The sequence below is a fragment of the Clostridioides sp. ES-S-0005-03 genome (genome assembly GCF_020658455.1).
Taxonomy (GTDB): domain Bacteria; phylum Bacillota; class Clostridia; order Peptostreptococcales; family Peptostreptococcaceae; genus Clostridioides.
Genome location: NZ_JACVWI010000001.1, coordinates 25,317 through 42,610 on the forward strand (window position 1 = coordinate 25,317; position 17,294 = coordinate 42,610).

The following is a 17,294-nucleotide window of genomic DNA, read 5'->3' on the forward strand; positions in this document are numbered from 1 at the left end:
ATAAAAATTCCATTAATATTGTAAGAAAGAAGGTATATGCATGAAGCAAAAAGTAGTAGAAAGATTTTTAAAGTATGTATCATTTGATACAACATCGAATTCTCAATGTGAAAATTGTCCATCTTCAGAAGGTCAAAGAGTTTTAGCTGAATATATAGTTGAAGAGTTAAAATCAATTGGTATTGATGAAGTAAGTTTAGATGAAAACAGTTATGTAATGGCTACTTTAAAAGGAAATGTTGAAGGTGTAGATACTATAGGGTTTATATCACACTTGGATACAATTGAAGATATAAGTGGAAAAGATATTAAACCAAGAATAATAAAAAATTATGATGGAAAAGATATAGTTTTAAATGAAGAATTAAATGTTGTTACCTATATAAAAGATTCTCCAGAATTAGTAGAATTTAAAGGAGATGATTTAATAGTTACTGATGGAACAACTTTGCTTGGTTCTGATGATAAAGCTGGAATAGCCGAAATAGTAACTGCAATAGAATACTTAATCAATCATCCTGAAATTAAGCATGGAGATATAAAAATAGGATTTACACCTGATGAGGAAATTGGAAGAGGTGCAAATCTATTTGATGTTAAAAAATTTGGAGCAAAATATGCATATACTTTAGACGGAGGAGTAGTTGGAGAACTTGAATGTGAAAACTTCAATGCAGCAAATGCAACTATTACTATACATGGTAGAAACGTTCATCCAGGTTCAGCTAAGAATAAAATGGTCAATGCTATACATATAGCAGCTGAAATATCAGAAATGTTCCCAGCGGATGAAAGACCAGAAACAACAGAAGGTTATGAAGGCTTTTGGCATCTAAATACTATAAATGGAAATGTTGAAACTGTAAGCATGGCTTATATTATTAGAGACCATTGTAGAGAAAAATTTGAACAAAGAAAATCTATATTGATAGAAAATATAGAAAAAATAAATAAGAAATATGATAATAGAGTGGAACTAGACTTAAAAGATTCTTATTATAATATGAAAGAAAAGATTGAGCCAGTTATGTTCATCGTTGATATAGCCAAAGAGGCAATGGAAGAAGTAGGCATAAAGCCACGTTTAGTTCCTGTAAGAGGTGGTACTGATGGTGCAAGACTATCATTTGAAGGACTACCTTGTCCAAATATATTTACGGGAGGATTAAACTTCCATGGTAAAAATGAATGTATTCCAGTTAGTTCTATGGAGAAAGCTACTAAATTAATTATAAGAATAGCTGAAAAATATGCTGAAAGAGTTTAGTTAAAAAGTATTCAAAAATTAAGAGTTTAAAGTTATAATAGCTATATCATTCTTTATGAAACAAATGGATTATAAGTTTGTTTTGTATTTAAGATGATGTAGCTATTTTATAATTATCTTGATAAAAGGTAATTATATTTACTTTGGGGTATAAATAAGTATTGCAGAGTGTCTATAAGTATTAATATTTTAAATAAGGGGGAATTATATTGAAAATTAAATCTAAAAAAATAATGGTATTTGCACTTGTATTAGGGCTTGTAATGCCTAGCTGTGTATATGCAGATACAACTAGCAAGAATCAAAATTCGCAGGAAAATATGAATAGCTATATTCAAAACAGAAAATCTCCAAAGGGAGAAAAGTTAATTGGGGAAGATAGATTTGATACAGCTATAAAAATATCTCAAAGTGGATGGAATAATGGCTCAGAGAGGGTTTTTCTAGTAAATTCAAATTCATTACCAGATGCACTAGCTTCAACTCCTTTGGCAAGCAAATTGGATGCTCCAATACTACTTACTAATAAAAATAATGTACCAGAAAATGTAGCAGATGAGATAACAAGACTTAATCCTGAAGAAATTATTTTAATTGGAAGTGAAGGAGCAATTTCATCAAATGTAAAAAAATATCTTGAAGATACAGGTGTTTTAGTAAGCAGAATTGGAGGAGCAGATAGAGAAGAAACTTCTTTGCTTCTTACTAAACAATTGGATGATACAGGAGATTTAGGCGTTTCAAAAATAGCAGTAGTTAATGGCTATAATGGTCTAGCAGATGCAACTTCTATATCAAGTCCAGCTGCAAGTGATAATATGGCTATAATATATGCAAGTAAAGATAGTATACGAAGTGAGGCTAAAAGTTTTATAACACAAAATTCAAATGAGACATACATAATAGGTGGAGAATATAATATAAGCAAAAAACTTGAGGGACAACTAGTAAATTCAGAAAGACTAGCTGGAACAGATAGAAAAGACACAAATGCTAAAGTTTTAGAAAAATTTTATGGAAAATTAAGTAAGGTTAGTAATATGTATTTTGCAAAGGATGGAAGTGGTAGAGAAGCTGATTTAGTTGATGGGCTTGCTGCTGGAGTATTGGCAGCAAAAACAAAATCGCCTGTCATTCTTGCAAGTGGAAGTTTAAGTAATGGGCAACAAAGTTTTATAAAGAAAGTAAAAGCAAATAAGTTTGTACAAGTTGGTGGAGGAAAAAATAGTAATCCTTATACAGAAGCATTAGGATTACAGTAGTTTTATCAATTAGCAATATTATATAATAGAGACAAGTAAACTAAGTTATGTTTAATTAGAAGTTTGAATTAATGTATTTGAAATTCTAATTAAGTTGCAAATAGCCTAGTTTACTTGTTTTTGTGCAAATATACACTTTATAATATTGTAGGTTATACAGATGAAGTTATTTAAAACATAATTAGTAGAAATTTTGTGATACTTTACAATATCGTATGTTGTTATACAGTTTTATGATGATATAGAATAGAAAAGACACTTTAGTGTAAAGTGTCTTTTTATAATATATTTTACTTTTGTAATTAAATTTACTCTATATGTTTTAAGTATTAGCCTTTAACGTTTTTAATACATTCTTATGGAATACTACATTTAGTTAATGTTGATTATATTTCCAGTATTAATATCGATTAAATTGATATCAAGTTCAAGTTCATCTTCATCATCAGTTTTTATAATATCTATAATTGCTACAGAATGGCTTCCATCTTTGGGGATAGAAGTACTTCCAGGGTTTATAACTATTAAATTGTCATCCATATATAGTTTCTTTACATGAGTATGTCCTAAAACTAATATGTCAGCACCCATTTTCTTTGATTTATCAATAATTTCTTCTTCTGTTTCTGTATAACCATGATTTAATATAATCCTAATTTCTCCAAATTGGCTCATGACATAAGGACTTTGAATAGGATGTTCTATTACCATCTGGTCGACATCTGCATCACAGTTACCTTTAACAATTATAATATTTTCTAATTTGTTTAATACTTCAATAAATTTTTTAGGGTTATATCCTTCTGGAATATCATTTCTAGGACCATGATATAATACATCTCCTCCATGTAAAAGAATATCACAATCAGATAATACATTTAATGCTTTTTCAAAGTAAAGTAAACTACCATGAGTATCACTCATTATTCCTATTTTCATATTAAAATCCTCCTAAGTGCAGTCTATAAAAATTTTTCAGATACTCTATGCCAAAATTCGTAATTTGACATCCTAAGTAATTTTATTTTTGCATCAGACATGCTAACTTTTATATTTTCAATTTGTCTAAATCTGTGTTCAACACCATCAACAACAATCAATAATGAATCTTCAAATCTGTATTCTGGTGCAATTTTTATAACAGATTCATTTGAACATATTATACTTGATGTAAAACATCTATATGCATTAGTGTTTATTGGATGTAAAGGTGTAATCTGCATAAGTTCAAGTTTTATATCAACAATACTACCACCAGCAGAATAGTTGTAGGCGGTTGAACCTGTGGAAGTAGAAATAATCATACCATCTCCACTAAAATTTTGTATATGTTTATCATCAAGGCTTAGATTAAGATGTATAGTTCTAGACTTGTCTCCTCTTATAACAACTTCATTTACAGCAAGCATGTTAGAGCCGCTAGTAGTTGTATATACTTCAGCATTAAGAAGTGACATTTCTTGAATAATATAATCCTTTTTTATATAAGCTTCAATAAAGCTATCAATCTTATCTGGTAAAATATCAGGAAAAAATCCCAGATGTCCTGTATTTATACCCATTATGGGAATTTCAGGAAAATCGAAATCTCTAACTGTTCTTAAAAAAGAGCCATCACCGCCAATTGATATAATAAGTTCTGTATCTGGATAAATATCTGAATACACCTCAAAGCCAGCGTTGACAAGTTTTCTAGTTAAGAGTTCTTTAGTCTCAAGGGACTTATTTAATTGGTTTGCATTTATAGTTATAATTCTTTTCATATATTCACCTCTTCATACTTTGTATTATAACATAGTTTTATAACTCTTAATTTATAAATTTATAAATGACCTAGCTTGTTGTGAATGTGTTAAAATATGTATAGGGGGTATAAAAAATTACATAAGAGGTGAAGACGTGTTTAAGGTAAAAAATATCACAAAAAAATTAGGTAAATTTAAATTAAATAATATAAACTTGGAATTAAAAGAAGGAGAGATTATTGGAGTTATAGGACCAAATGGTTCTGGAAAGACAACTTTAATAAAAATTATAATGGGGATTATTGATGCTGATGAAGGTGAAATTGAACTTTGTAATGAAACAATTGACAACTCTCCAGTAAGTTTTAAAAACAATATTGGTTTTGTATATGATTCTTTACAATTTTATCCGCATTTGAAGGTGAAAGAGTTTAGAAGAATAGTATCTTTATTTTATAGTAATTTTGATAGAGAAAGATTTGATGAATATCTTGAAAAATTTGAAATAGAAGAAAATATACATATTAAGAATTTATCCAAAGGACAATCTGAGAAGCTTATGCTAGCAAATGCACTTAGCCATAATGCAAAACTACTTATTTTGGATGAACCAACCGCTGGAATAGACCCAATTGTAAGAAAAGAAATAATGCAGTATCTAAAAGATTTTGTGAAAAATGGAAGTAGTAGTGTAATAATTTCAACTCACAATACTGATAATTTAATTAGGATTGCGGATTATCTTATTTTTGTAAATAAAGGAAATCAAATTTTTACAATAAAGAAAGATATGATAGAGCAGGAATATAAAATAATTAGGGCAAATAAAGCAGAATTAGACGAAATTAAAGAAAATATAGTGGGTGTAAAAGAGTATAAATATTATAGTGAAGCACTACTAAAAGTTGGAGATAGCTTAAAAGTAAAAAGCTTATTGATAGAAATTGATAAACATAAAGTTAAAAATCCTACTATAGAAGAACTAATGTATTATTATGTAAATGAGGTGAAATAATGTTCAATTTGATAAGAAAAGATTTAATAGTAGGAGTTAGTTCAGATGGGATTCGTAATTTGAAGTACATATTGCTATTTTTTATTTTTTATTTTTTCCTTAATTCAATTTCGTATTATACTGTAAGTGTTGTCATAAGTTATTTGATTTTTGTAAATACATTTGAATGTGATTATGAAAGTGATTCAAGAATATTTATAAGAAGTATGCCAGTTAGTATTGAAGATATAGTGTATTCAAAGTATTTATTAGGTGTGGGATTAATAATTTTTATAACAACAATTGCATCTTTAATAAGTAAATTGACATCATTAGTGTTTTTTAGAAGCATGGTTTTAAATGATGTGTTCTTTTCTATAAATATATTTTTAGCAATTTTATCAATAGTACTTCCTTTATTTTTTAAATTTGGATATGGCAAAATGAAAATTTGTGGATTAATAATAAGTATTTTAGTTTATTTTGTATATGGGAGTATTTTAAGAATGGTTAGTATGATAGTATATCAAGTAAAGCATGTTAATTATAGTAAGGTAGGAGGCGTATACCTTTCAAATTATATTACTGATATGACTAATACTAGATATATAAATCTATATAGTATTACATTTTTGACTATAATGATTTTTATAATATCTATGTATTTTTCTATTAAGATTTCAAAAAAAAATAAGTTTAATTATAAAAGTTTTTAATTAATATTATAGCGTAAAATATAAGGAGATTAGAAATGAATAAGTTTATAAAAGTTTCAATTTTTATTTTGGGAGTTTTTACACTATTCATAGCTATAAATAAATTAGCATATAGAGATATGGTAAGTGTCAAAGATTATGAAATAAATCATTTAGAGGAAATTGTTTTTGATTTTGATAGCAGAAGAAGCGAAGAAATTGGTACTGTTATAAGATTCAAAATAAGTAATAATAGTAAATACAGATATAGATTAAACAGTGCAAAAATGAGATTTGAGAATTGTATTGAGAGTAAAAAAGGAGAGAATAAATGCTCTTATTATGTAAATATAGATTTGTTTAATGAAAAAAATTCTATAACTGAAAAAACCTTAAACTATGGGATAAAGTCGAATAATCAAGGTTATGTCGATTTTGTGATTCCAAAGGGGTTAAACTTTGACTACAGGTATTTTAATGACTCTGGTATGAGTGTAGAATATAAGGGCGAATTTACTGTGGAAATGCCTATCGCAAAAGGTTTATATCTAGTAGTTAGAAAAAATAATGATGTATGGAATTCTAATGTTATGGAGTAATTTGAAAAAATTGAAAAATAAAGTTATTGCATATATAATTAAAATAGTATGAAATTTATAAATATTCAGGCTAGGAGGGTGTTCAATGTCAATAAGCAATGTAAGAGAGTATTTTAAAGAATTTGGAAGGGAAGATAGCATACTAGAGTTTGAACAATCTAGTGCTACTGTAGAACTTGCGGCAGAAGCAGCAGGAGTTATTCCAGCTAGAATCGCTAAGACTCTTTCATTTAAAATAGGAGAGGATGCAATTTTAATTGTTACAGCTGGAGATGCTAAGATTGATAATAAAAAATACAAGGATGAGTTTAGTTGTAAAGCTAAAATGTTAGCACCAGAAGAAGTTCTAGATTTTACTGGACATGCTATTGGTGGTGTTTGTCCATTTGGTTTAAAAAATCCTTTAAAAGTATATCTAGATGATTCAATGAAGAGATTTGATACAGTATTTCCTGCATGTGGTAGCAGTAATTCAGCAATAGAACTTACATGTGATGAAATGGAGAAATTTTCTAAGTGTGAGAAATGGGTAGATGTTTGTAAAAATTGGTAAAAAATATAATGAAAATTAGTAAAAAAATATCCCTGTATACAGTCTGTGTGGGGATATTTTTATGTGGAAAATATTTATAAATCTAAGAGAAAAATCTAATTTAAACTAATAATCCAAAAAAAAGTTAAAAAATTCTGATTTTTCTTCAAAATAATAAAAAAATGACAAAAAAATGGAAAAAATGTAGTAAATATTGTTAAAAAAATAATTAGAAATTATTGAAAAATTATCCTTTGAGTGATACTATTATAAATGTAAGATATTTAAAAAACAAAAATAATCACGAAAAAATATGATTATTTAGCTCTATTAAAATAATTTTGATATGATAGAAAAAATTTATATATGGGTTGAAATACTAATATACATAACATTTACTATTGATATACCCTAGAATGAACATCATAAACAAATTATTTTATCTATAACCATTGTGAGAGAAGTCTTATTCTAGCTTGAAATTTCACAAAATTCCAAAAAGCGAGATTTTTTTTAAGAACAGTTGACTTTAAATTAACAATTTATAATTAAATTAATGTCATAATCGGTTAATATAATTGCATATAAATATAGGGCGGACTTTAATTAAGGTTATAAATTTCTCGACGTATACTCAAATACTTTATTATAGATGTTGCCGAGATTTTAATTAATAAATGAAAATAAAATATTTATAAAATACTGAGGAGGCTATTATGGATTTAAATTCTAAAAAATATCAGATGCTTAAAGAGTTATATGTAAGCTTCGCTGAAAATGAAGTTAAACCTTTAGCAACAGAGCTTGATGAAGAAGAAAGATTTCCTTATGAAACAGTGGAAAAAATGGCAAAGGCAGGAATGATGGGTATACCGTATCCAAAAGAGTATGGTGGAGAAGGTGGAGACACTGTAGGTTATATAATGGCTGTTGAAGAATTGTCTAGAGTTTGTGGAACTACAGGAGTTATATTATCAGCTCATACATCTCTTGGTTCATGGCCTATATATCAATATGGTAATGAAGAACAAAAACAAAAATTCTTAAGACCATTAGCAAGTGGTGAAAAATTAGGAGCATTTGGTCTTACTGAACCTAATGCTGGTACAGATGCGTCTGGACAACAAACTACTGCTGTTTTAGATGGAGATGAATACATACTTAATGGCTCAAAAATATTTATAACAAATGCAATAGCTGGTGACATATATGTAGTAATGGCAATGACTGATAAATCTAAAGGTAATAGAGGAATTTCAGCATTTATAGTTGAAAAAGGAACTCCTGGATTTAGCTTTGGTGTTAAAGAAAAGAAAATGGGTATAAGAGGTTCAGCTACTAGTGAATTAATATTTGAAGATTGTAGAATACCTAAAGAAAATTTACTTGGAAAAGAAGGCCAAGGATTTAAGATAGCAATGTCTACTCTTGATGGTGGTAGAATTGGTATTGCAGCACAAGCTTTAGGTTTAGCACAAGGTGCTCTTGATGAAACAGTTAAATATGTAAAAGAAAGAGTACAGTTTGGTAGACCACTATCAAAATTCCAAAATACACAATTCCAATTAGCTGATATGGAAGTTAGAATACAAGCGGCTAGACATCTTGTATATCAAGCAGCTATAAATAAAGACTTAGGAAAACCTTATGGAGTAGAAGCAGCAATGGCAAAATTATTTGCAGCAGAAACAGCAATGGAAGTTACTACAAAAGCTGTACAACTTCATGGTGGATATGGATACACTCGTGATTATCCAGTAGAAAGAATGATGAGAGATGCTAAGATAACTGAAATATATGAAGGAACTAGTGAAGTTCAAAGAATGGTTATTTCAGGAAAATTATTAAAATAGAGATATTAAAATATACACAATAGGTCGATATTAAAATAGATATGGAGGAAGGATTTATGAAGATAGTCGTTTGTATAAAACAAGTTCCAGATACAACAGAAGTTAAACTAGATCCTAATACAGGTACTTTAATTAGAGATGGAGTACCAAGTATAATAAACCCTGATGATAAAGCAGGTTTAGAAGAAGCGATAAGATTAAAAGAAGAAATGGGAGCTCATGTAACTGTAATAACAATGGGACCTCCTCAAGCAGATATGGCTTTAAAAGAAGCTTTAGCAATGGGTGCAGATAGAGGAATATTATTAACAGATAGAGCCTTTGCAGGTGCTGATACTTGGGCAACTTCATCAGCATTAGCAGGAGCATTAAAAAATATAGATTTTGATATTATAATAGCTGGAAGACAGGCTATAGATGGTGATACTGCACAAGTTGGACCTCAAATAGCTGAACATTTAAAACTTCCATCAATAACATATGCTGAAGAAATAAAAACTGAAGGCGAATATGTTTTAGTAAAAAGACAATTTGAAGATTGTTGTCATGACTTAAAAGTTAAAATGCCATGCCTTATAACAACTCTTAAAGATATGAACACACCAAGATACATGAAGGTTGGAAGAATATATGATTCTTTTGAAAATGATGTAGTAGAAACTTGGACTGTAAAAGATATAGAAGTTGACCCTTCTAACTTAGGTCTAAAAGGTTCTCCAACTAGCGTATTTAAATCATTTACGAAATCAGTTAAACCAGCTGGTACAATATACAACGAAGATGCAAAAGCATCTGCTGGAATTATTATAGATAAATTAAAAGAAAAATATATCATATAATTAAGGGGGGATAAAGAATGGGTAATGTTTTAGTAGTAATAGAACAAAGAGAAAATGTAATTCAAACTGTTTCTTTAGAATTATTAGGAAAGGCAACAGAAATAGCCAAAGATTATGATACAAAAGTTTCTGCATTACTTTTAGGTAGTAAGGTAGAAGATTTAATAGATACATTAGCACATTATGGAGCTGATGAAGTAATAGTAGTAGATGATGAAGCTTTAGCAGTGTATACAACTGAACCATATACAAAGGCTGCATATGAAGCAATAAAAGCAGCGGACCCAATAGTTGTATTATTTGGAGCAACTTCAATAGGTAGAGATTTAGCACCTAGAGTATCTGCTAGAGTACATACAGGACTTACTGCTGACTGTACAGGACTTGCAGTAGCTGAAGATACAAAATTATTGTTAATGACAAGACCTGCTTTTGGTGGAAATATAATGGCAACAATAGTTTGTAAAGATTTCAGACCTCAAATGTCTACAGTTAGACCAGGCGTTATGAAGAAAAATGAAGTTGATGAAACTAGAGAAGCTGTAATTAATCGTTTTAAAGTAGAATTTACTGAGGCTGACAAATTAGTTCAAGTTGTAGAAATAATAAAAGAAGCTAAAAAACAAGTTAAAATAGAAGATGCTAAAATATTAGTTTCTGCTGGACGTGGAATGGGCGGAAAAGAAAATTTAGATATACTTTATGAATTAGCTGAAGTTATAGGTGGAGAAGTTTCTGGTTCTCGTGCAACTATAGATGCAGGATGGTTAGATAAAGCAAGACAAGTTGGTCAAACTGGTAAAACTGTAAGACCAGACCTTTATATAGCATGTGGTATATCTGGAGCAATACAACATATAGCTGGTATGGAAGATGCTGAGTTTATAGTTGCTATAAACAAAAATCCAGAAGCTCCAATATTTAAATATGCTGATGTTGGTATAGTTGGAGATGTTCACAAAGTACTTCCAGAACTTATAAGTCAATTAAGTGTTGCAAAAGAAAAAGGTGAAGTTTTAGCTAACTAATTTCTTGGGGAGGGTATTATGAGTACAAGCGATGTTAAAGTTTATGAGAATATAGCTGTTGAAGTAAATGAAAATATATGTACAGTGAAAATGAATAGACCTAAAGCCCTTAATGCAATAAATTCAAAAACTTTAGAAGAACTTTATGAAGTATTTGCTGATATTAATAATGATGAAACTATTGATGTAGTAATACTGACAGGGGAAGGAAAAGCATTTGTAGCTGGAGCAGATATTGCATATATGAAAGATTTAGATGCTGTAGCTGCTAAAGATTTTAGTCTTCTAGGAGCTAAAGCTTTTAGAGAAATAGAAGATAGTAAAAAAGTAATAATAGCAGCTGTAAATGGATTTGCTTTAGGTGGAGGATGCGAACTAGCAATGGCTTGTGATATAAGAATTGCATCTGCTAAAGCTAAATTTGGGCAACCAGAAGTAACTCTTGGAATAACTCCAGGGTATGGAGGAACTCAAAGACTTACAAGACTGGTTGGACTGGCAAAAGCAAAAGAATTAATCTTTACAGGTCAAGTTATAAAAGCTGATGAAGCTGAAAAAATAGGGCTAGTAAATAAAGTTGTCGAGCCAGAAGCTTTAATGGAAGAAGTTGAAAAACTAGCTAAAACAATAGCTAAAAATGCTCAACTTGCAGTTAGATACTCTAAAGAAGCTATACAACTTGGTGCTCAAACTGATATAGATACTGGAATAGATATAGAATCTAATTTCTTTGGACTTTGTTTTTCAACTAAAGACCAAAAAGAAGGAATGTCAGCTTTTATTGAAAAAAGAGAAGCTAACTTTATAAAAGGATAAACCAATCTAATTAAAAATATATTTGCTGTTAACTAGATTGAATAAATACTTTAATCTAGTTAACAGAATATAAATACTAAAATAACAGGAGGTTATAACTATGAAATTAGCTGTAATAGGTAGTGGAACTATGGGAAGTGGTATTGTACAAACTTTTGCAAGTTGTGGTCATGATGTATGTTTAAAGAGTAGAACTCAAGGTGCTATAGATAAATGTTTAGGCTTATTAGATAAAAATTTAACTAAATTGGTTACTAAAGGAAAAATGGACGAAGCTACAAAAGCAGAAATATTAAGTCATGTTAGTTCAACTACTAACTATGAAGATTTGAAAGACATGGACTTAATAATAGAAGCATCTGTAGAAGATATGAACATAAAGAAAGATGTTTTTAAATTATTAGATGAGTTATGTAAAGACGATACTATTTTAGCAACAAATACTTCATCATTATCTATAACAGAAATAGCTTCTTCTACTAATAGAGCAGATAAAGTTATAGGAATGCATTTCTTCAATCCAGTTCCTATGATGAAATTAGTTGAAGTTATAAGCGGTCAATTAACATCAAAAGTTACTTTTGATACAGTATTTGAATTATCTAAGAGTATCAATAAAGTACCAGTAGATGTATCTGAATCTCCTGGATTTGTAGTAAACAGAATACTTATACCTATGATAAATGAAGCTGTTGGTATATATGCAGATGGCGTTGCAAGTAAAGAAGAAATAGATGAAGCTATGAAACTAGGTGCAAACCATCCAATGGGACCTTTAGCATTAGGTGATTTAATAGGATTAGATGTTGTTTTAGCTATAATGAATGTTTTATACACTGAATTTGGAGACACTAAATATAGACCTCATCCACTTTTAGCTAAAATGGTTAGAGCTAATCAATTAGGAAGAAAAACTAAAATAGGATTCTATGATTATAATAAATAAGAACTGAAATCTAAAAAATTTAACTGATATTGTCTAAAAAAAAACAATCTCAAAAATCTGATAAAAATCTAATTTAATGGGGGTAATGAATATGAGAGAAGTAGTAATTGCCAGTGCAGCTAGAACAGCAGTAGGAAGTTTTGGAGGAGCATTTAAATCAGTTTCAGCAGTAGACTTAGGTATAACAGCAGCTAAAGAAGCTATAAAAAGAGCTAATATAACTCCAGATATGATAGATGAATCACTTTTAGGAGGAGTACTTACAGCAGGTCTTGGTCAAAATATAGCAAGACAAATAGCATTAGGTGCAGGAATACCAGTAGAAAAACCAGCTATGACTATAAATATAGTTTGTGGTTCTGGATTAAGATCTGTTTCAATGGCATCTCAACTTATAGCATTAGGGGACGCTGATATAATGCTAGTTGGTGGAGCTGAAAACATGAGTATGTCTCCTTATTTAGTACCAAGTGCTAGATATGGTGCAAGAATGGGTGATACTGCTTTTGTTGATTCAATGATAAAAGATGGATTATCAGACATATTCAATAACTATCACATGGGTATAACTGCTGAAAATATAGCAGAGCAATGGAATATAACTAGAGAAGAACAAGATGAATTAGCCCTTGCAAGTCAAAATAAAGCTGAAAAAGCTCAAGCTGAAGGAAAATTTGACGAAGAAATAGTTCCAGTGGTTATAAAAGGAAGAAAAGGTGACACTGTAGTAGACAAAGATGAGTATATTAAACCTGGTACTACAATAGAAAAACTTGCTAAATTAAGACCTGCATTTAAAAAAGATGGAACAGTTACTGCTGGTAATGCATCAGGAATCAATGATGGTGCTGCTATGTTAGTAGTAATGGCTAAAGAAAAAGCTGAAGAATTAGGAATAGAACCTCTTGCAACTATAGTTTCTTATGGAACAGCTGGTGTTGACCCTACAATAATGGGTTATGGACCAGTTCCAGCAACTAAAAAAGCTTTAGAAGCTGCTAATATGACTATTGAAGATATAGATTTAGTTGAAGCTAATGAAGCATTTGCTGCTCAATCTATAGCCGTAGTAAAAGATTTAAACATAGATATGGCTAAAGTTAATGTTAACGGTGGAGCAATAGCTATAGGACATCCAATAGGATGCTCAGGAGCAAGAATACTTACTACACTTTTATATGAAATGAAGAGAAGAGATGCTAAAACTGGTTTAGCTACACTTTGTATAGGTGGTGGAATGGGAACTACTTTAATAGTTAAAAGATAGTTTTAGATTATAATTTTTAAAAATTAAACATTTAACCATGAACTTAACCTGTAAGAGTAACTATTTGTTATTCTTACAGGTTTTTATGGTTAAAAAATAATTATTATCTATTAAACAAAAATAGTGTAAAATATATAATATCATGGTTTTGAAGATATAAAAGAAAGTAGGTAAAAGTTTGTTTAAAAAAGAAAATCAAAAATATAATCTTATATCCTATACAAATGAAGAAGAAATGACTCTAAAAGAAGTTTTGCTGGACAAGCTAAATTTTTCGGTTAGGTCACTATCAAAAATGAAAAGAGAAAAAAGTGTATTAGTAAATGGTGTATATAAAAAGCCAAGTTTAAAAGTGTCTCGTGGGGATTTAATAGAGGTAAAAATAGAAGAAGAAAAAGCAAATTTTGAGCCACAAGATTTAAATTTACAAATAATATATGATGATTTTGATATAATTATGGTAAATAAGCCACCATTTATGGTAGTTCATCCAACTAAAAGTCACTATGATAATACAATAGCAAATGGTATTAGTTATTATATAGAGAAGCATAAAGAAAATGTAAAAATACGATTTGTAAATAGACTTGATATGAACACTTCAGGACTTGTTATAGTAGCAAAAAATGCTTATGCCCACCATACTTTGTCTACATCAATGAGTGAAAACAAAGTTGAAAAAACATATATAACAGTAGTGAATGGGATTATAGATGAAGATGAGGGAACTATAAATGAACCAATTTATAGACCTGAAGAGGATTCAATAAAGAGAGTAATAGATGAAAGAGGGCAAGCATCTGTTACTCATTATAAAGTAGTAGAAAGATTAAAAAATGCAACTGTACTAGAAGTAAAGCTAGAAACTGGTAGAACACATCAAATAAGGGTTCATATGGATCATATAGGTCATGGAATAATAGGTGATGAGTTATATGGTTATATAGATGGAAATCTTATAAATAGGCAAGCTCTTCATGCATATAGCTTAGAGTTTGAACAACCAAGAACAAAAGAAATTTTAAAATTTAAAACAGATGTACCAAAGGATATGCAAGAGTTAATATCGAAATTAAGATAGATGGGGTGATATATATGATAATACATAAATTTATAATACATGTTTTGGATAAGAATAGTGATGTTCCAATATTAAATGATTTTGAAGGTAAAGTTAATCAAGAAGTAGATGGATTTTTTCAAAAAGCAATAAAGAGAATTTCAAAGGATGAAGATTTAAGAAAAGGGATTTTTAAAGATTATAATGACAATTTAATTAAAAATTGTTGTGAACAAATAATATATGATGAAAGTTCATTTTTAAAAAACTCTAAAGAAATAGCATCTTATCTGTTTGATGTTATGAAGATTAATGCAGCATTAGAATCTTGTGATTTGGCAATTTGCTTGTATACTGTAAAAGATGAAAAGAGTGTTGCTATATTGAAATTAGATTATAAAAAATTGTATACTCATTCAATTGAGTTTGTAGATGATAAATTTAATATTCAAATGGTATCAAATGAAATTGGTATTCCAGAAACTTTAAGACAAAAACAAGGAGCTTTAATTGGATTAAGTGGAATGAATGATGAGTTTCATCTAAGACTCTTAGACAAAGATGCAGAAAAAGAGGGTTCAGAATCAAAGTTTGTAACAGAATTTTTGCATGCTAAAAAAATAGATGATGATAAGTATAAGACAAAAGTATTTAAAAATACAGCCGAAAATTGGATAACTAATGCTCTTAGTAATGATATAAAACAAGCAGAAGATGTAAGAAGTATATTAAATTATACATTAAAAGAAAAACATGAAATTGATATAAATGATTTTGTTGATAATTCAATTAAGGATGAAGAATTAAAAGGTAGTTTTAAAGAGCATATGGAAGAAAAAGGTCTTGATGAAGGTTTTAGCATAGATAAAAAATGGGTTGAGAAAAAGCTCAAAAAGAGAAGTATAAAAACTGATAATGGCTTTGATATAAAAGGGAACCTAACTGATTTTGAAGACCCAATGAAATATACTGTAAAGCAAAATCAAGATGGAACTATAGATATAGTAATAAAGAATGTAACATTTTATGAAGAAAAGTAATCTTAATTTGAGTAATTTATAGGATTGGATATAAATTAAGTTAGAAGAAATGTATAGTTAATATAGTTATAAATAAAATGTAGATTAGTCTGTGTAAACTTCTAATAGAAATATTAAGTAGAAGTAGACACAGACTATTTATATTTGTAGACAAAATGATGTTATTTATTTTCTTCGATATATTTACATATATCACCAATACATTTAAAGTTTTCAGCTTCCTCATCTGGTATTTCTATACCAAATTCATCTTCAAGAGCCATTATAATCTCAACAGCATCTAATGAATCAGCTTCTAAATCTTCCATTAAAGATGCTTCCATAGTTATTTCATCTAAATTGTCTAACCCTAATTGTTCTGCTATTATTTCTTTTATTTTTTCAAACATTTTAAGCCTCCTACAGCAGTTTTAATTAATTTTAATGTTAGTTTAATATAATATCAAAAATTTTTCAATATGCAATTAGTAAAAAAAAATAAAATTTTATAAAGGTAGTAATAAAGTCTTATTTGATGAATAAACTTTATTGATAACAAATATAACTTAGGAGGAAATGCTATGAAATATGTAGGCTTATTACTAACATCTGTAGGAATATTTTTACTTATAGCAGTAAATTTTTATTATAATTCAATAACTTTAGATATGCAACGAATAGAGGACTATGTAATGGAAACCAATTTAATTCTTGAAGATGTAGCAGAGAAGGAAAGCTATGTATCTAATGAAAAGGACGATTATATATCAAGATTAATGCATGTAAAGAAAGGCATAGAAAATTCAAAAACATCCTTCTTGATAGAAAGATATAAAGAATACAAAGTAAAATCAATAGAAAGTTTAATTTATACTATATCAGAAGAAAAAAAGGATTATTTAGATGAAGTTGATAGATATAATAAACTGGGAGAAAAAGAAATAAATAAATTAATCAATAAAAACTTTTTAGAAGTAACTTATCTGTCTATTACTACATATATTTAATTAAAGAGACAAAAGTTAGTCTCTTAATGATTCAAGGAGGATTAGTTATGACAAAATTAGAAGACAATATGGAACGTTTCTTTGGAGGATGCGAAGGATTTTTTAGTAATAAAATGTTGATAATAATAGTTATAGTATTCTTATTATTATGTACAGACATTTTAGAAGACTTATTATGCGATGACAATATATGGATATGGGTTATATTAATAGTATTGTTGTTATTTAACTTCGATGATGGTTGTTGTTGCTAAAAAATATTGATTATTAAATAGGCAGAGCCAGTAACTTATACAAGTTATGGTTTTGCCTTTTTTAGTTAAGATAAAAAAATTTTAAAAAAATAATAAAAATACATTAGCAAA

General features: G+C 28.8%; 19 protein-coding genes. 16 read left to right on the plus strand and 3 right to left on the minus strand.

Translation table 11 applies throughout. The annotated features are described in order from the left end of the window. The first annotated feature begins 40 nt into the window (after positions 1-40). Complete coding sequence (gene pepT / locus IC218_RS00075; RefSeq protein ID WP_227434009.1) at positions 41-1,267, plus strand: peptidase T; 1,227 nt, start codon at positions 41-43, stop codon at positions 1,265-1,267. A 209-nt stretch (positions 1,268-1,476) separates the two neighbouring features. After that, positions 1,477-2,529: a cell wall-binding repeat-containing protein gene (locus IC218_RS00080; RefSeq protein WP_227482159.1), complete on the plus strand. Its 1,053-nt coding sequence runs from the start codon at positions 1,477-1,479 to the stop codon at positions 2,527-2,529. Between the two features lie 372 nt (positions 2,530-2,901). Here IC218_RS00080 and yfcE read toward each other — a convergent pair whose 3' ends face one another. Continuing rightward, positions 2,902-3,468 carry a phosphodiesterase gene (gene yfcE, locus IC218_RS00085; protein ID WP_227434011.1) on the minus strand — a complete coding sequence of 189 codons (567 nt, stop codon included), beginning with the start codon at positions 3,466-3,468 and terminating at the stop codon, positions 2,902-2,904. Between the two features lie 23 nt (positions 3,469-3,491). Continuing rightward, positions 3,492-4,292 carry an NAD(+)/NADH kinase gene (locus IC218_RS00090; RefSeq protein WP_227434012.1) on the minus strand — a complete coding sequence of 267 codons (801 nt, stop codon included), beginning with the start codon at positions 4,290-4,292 and terminating at the stop codon, positions 3,492-3,494. A gap of 136 nt (positions 4,293-4,428) precedes the next feature. Here IC218_RS00090 and IC218_RS00095 point away from each other — a divergent pair, with 136 nt between their 5' ends. The 12 genes from IC218_RS00095 (at position 4,429) to IC218_RS00150 (ending at position 15,943) form a co-directional block, all read left to right on the plus strand. Then, positions 4,429-5,289 (plus strand): ABC transporter ATP-binding protein, encoded by an 861-nt coding sequence (locus IC218_RS00095; protein ID WP_227434013.1) that lies wholly within the window; start codon positions 4,429-4,431, stop codon positions 5,287-5,289. Then, positions 5,289-5,984 (plus strand): ABC-2 transporter permease, encoded by a 696-nt coding sequence (locus IC218_RS00100; RefSeq protein ID WP_227434014.1) that lies wholly within the window; start codon positions 5,289-5,291, stop codon positions 5,982-5,984. The genes IC218_RS00095 and IC218_RS00100 overlap by 1 nt, the downstream gene beginning before the upstream one ends. Before the next feature lie 35 nt (positions 5,985-6,019). After that, complete coding sequence (locus IC218_RS00105) at positions 6,020-6,562, plus strand: hypothetical protein (RefSeq protein WP_227434015.1); 543 nt, start codon at positions 6,020-6,022, stop codon at positions 6,560-6,562. Between the two features lie 85 nt (positions 6,563-6,647). After that, positions 6,648-7,115, plus strand: coding sequence for a YbaK/EbsC family protein (locus IC218_RS00110; RefSeq protein WP_227434016.1), 468 nt, complete (start codon positions 6,648-6,650; stop codon positions 7,113-7,115). A 695-nt stretch (positions 7,116-7,810) separates the two neighbouring features. After that, the gene (locus IC218_RS00115) at positions 7,811-8,947 is read left to right on the plus strand and encodes an acyl-CoA dehydrogenase (RefSeq protein ID WP_227434017.1); all 1,137 of its coding nucleotides are present in this window, start codon (positions 7,811-7,813) and stop codon (positions 8,945-8,947) included. A 56-nt stretch (positions 8,948-9,003) separates the two neighbouring features. Next, positions 9,004-9,786, plus strand: coding sequence for an electron transfer flavoprotein subunit beta/FixA family protein (locus IC218_RS00120; RefSeq protein WP_227434018.1), 783 nt, complete (start codon positions 9,004-9,006; stop codon positions 9,784-9,786). A gap of 17 nt (positions 9,787-9,803) precedes the next feature. Continuing rightward, positions 9,804-10,814, plus strand: a complete 1,011-nt coding sequence (locus tag IC218_RS00125) for an electron transfer flavoprotein subunit alpha/FixB family protein (RefSeq protein WP_227434019.1) — start codon at positions 9,804-9,806, stop codon at positions 10,812-10,814. 18 nt (positions 10,815-10,832) lie between these two features. Continuing rightward, positions 10,833-11,630 (plus strand): enoyl-CoA hydratase-related protein, encoded by a 798-nt coding sequence (locus IC218_RS00130; RefSeq protein WP_227434020.1) that lies wholly within the window; start codon positions 10,833-10,835, stop codon positions 11,628-11,630. Positions 11,631-11,730: 100 nt separating this feature from the next. Beyond that, on the plus strand, positions 11,731-12,576 hold the full coding sequence (locus IC218_RS00135; RefSeq protein WP_227482163.1) for a 3-hydroxybutyryl-CoA dehydrogenase: 846 nt from the start codon (positions 11,731-11,733) through the stop codon (positions 12,574-12,576). A gap of 91 nt (positions 12,577-12,667) precedes the next feature. Then, complete coding sequence (locus IC218_RS00140; protein ID WP_227434022.1) at positions 12,668-13,843, plus strand: acetyl-CoA C-acetyltransferase; 1,176 nt, start codon at positions 12,668-12,670, stop codon at positions 13,841-13,843. Positions 13,844-14,021: 178 nt separating this feature from the next. Beyond that, positions 14,022-14,924, plus strand: a complete 903-nt coding sequence (locus IC218_RS00145; RefSeq protein WP_227823615.1) for an RluA family pseudouridine synthase — start codon at positions 14,022-14,024, stop codon at positions 14,922-14,924. 14 nt (positions 14,925-14,938) lie between these two features. Then, positions 14,939-15,943: a nucleoid-associated protein gene (locus IC218_RS00150; protein ID WP_227434024.1), complete on the plus strand. Its 1,005-nt coding sequence runs from the start codon at positions 14,939-14,941 to the stop codon at positions 15,941-15,943. Positions 15,944-16,104: 161 nt separating this feature from the next. Here the strand turns inward: IC218_RS00150 and acpP are convergent, their stop codons facing one another. Then, positions 16,105-16,332: an acyl carrier protein gene (gene acpP / locus IC218_RS00155; RefSeq protein ID WP_227434025.1), complete on the minus strand. Its 228-nt coding sequence runs from the start codon at positions 16,330-16,332 to the stop codon at positions 16,105-16,107. Between the two features lie 171 nt (positions 16,333-16,503). Between acpP and IC218_RS00160 the strand changes: the two genes are divergently transcribed. Both IC218_RS00160 and IC218_RS00165 read left to right on the plus strand, forming a co-directional pair. Next, complete coding sequence (locus IC218_RS00160) at positions 16,504-16,929, plus strand: hypothetical protein (RefSeq protein ID WP_227434026.1); 426 nt, start codon at positions 16,504-16,506, stop codon at positions 16,927-16,929. Between the two features lie 47 nt (positions 16,930-16,976). Beyond that, positions 16,977-17,183 carry a hypothetical protein gene (locus IC218_RS00165; protein ID WP_227434027.1) on the plus strand — a complete coding sequence of 69 codons (207 nt, stop codon included), beginning with the start codon at positions 16,977-16,979 and terminating at the stop codon, positions 17,181-17,183. Positions 17,184-17,294: the final 111 nt, after the last annotated feature.

Excerpts from the sequence above, each read along its gene's own strand:
- pepT (WP_227434009.1), top strand. The coding sequence starts at position 41 with ATGAAGCAAAAAGTAGTAGAAAGATTTTTAAAGTATGTATCATTTGAT.
- yfcE (WP_227434011.1), bottom strand. The coding sequence starts at position 3,468 with ATGAAAATAGGAATAATGAGTGATACTCATGGTAGTTTACTTTACTTT.
- IC218_RS00090 (WP_227434012.1), bottom strand. The coding sequence starts at position 4,292 with ATGAAAAGAATTATAACTATAAATGCAAACCAATTAAATAAGTCCCTT.
- IC218_RS00100 (WP_227434014.1), top strand. The coding sequence starts at position 5,289 with ATGTTCAATTTGATAAGAAAAGATTTAATAGTAGGAGTTAGTTCAGAT.
- IC218_RS00105 (WP_227434015.1), top strand. The coding sequence starts at position 6,020 with ATGAATAAGTTTATAAAAGTTTCAATTTTTATTTTGGGAGTTTTTACA.
- IC218_RS00110 (WP_227434016.1), top strand. The coding sequence starts at position 6,648 with ATGTCAATAAGCAATGTAAGAGAGTATTTTAAAGAATTTGGAAGGGAA.
- IC218_RS00115 (WP_227434017.1), top strand. The coding sequence starts at position 7,811 with ATGGATTTAAATTCTAAAAAATATCAGATGCTTAAAGAGTTATATGTA.
- IC218_RS00120 (WP_227434018.1), top strand. The coding sequence starts at position 9,004 with ATGAAGATAGTCGTTTGTATAAAACAAGTTCCAGATACAACAGAAGTT.
- IC218_RS00125 (WP_227434019.1), top strand. The coding sequence starts at position 9,804 with ATGGGTAATGTTTTAGTAGTAATAGAACAAAGAGAAAATGTAATTCAA.
- IC218_RS00130 (WP_227434020.1), top strand. The coding sequence starts at position 10,833 with ATGAGTACAAGCGATGTTAAAGTTTATGAGAATATAGCTGTTGAAGTA.
- IC218_RS00135 (WP_227482163.1), top strand. The coding sequence starts at position 11,731 with ATGAAATTAGCTGTAATAGGTAGTGGAACTATGGGAAGTGGTATTGTA.
- IC218_RS00140 (WP_227434022.1), top strand. The coding sequence starts at position 12,668 with ATGAGAGAAGTAGTAATTGCCAGTGCAGCTAGAACAGCAGTAGGAAGT.
- IC218_RS00150 (WP_227434024.1), top strand. The coding sequence starts at position 14,939 with ATGATAATACATAAATTTATAATACATGTTTTGGATAAGAATAGTGAT.
- acpP (WP_227434025.1), bottom strand. The coding sequence starts at position 16,332 with ATGTTTGAAAAAATAAAAGAAATAATAGCAGAACAATTAGGGTTAGAC.
- IC218_RS00160 (WP_227434026.1), top strand. The coding sequence starts at position 16,504 with ATGAAATATGTAGGCTTATTACTAACATCTGTAGGAATATTTTTACTT.
- IC218_RS00165 (WP_227434027.1), top strand. The coding sequence starts at position 16,977 with ATGACAAAATTAGAAGACAATATGGAACGTTTCTTTGGAGGATGCGAA.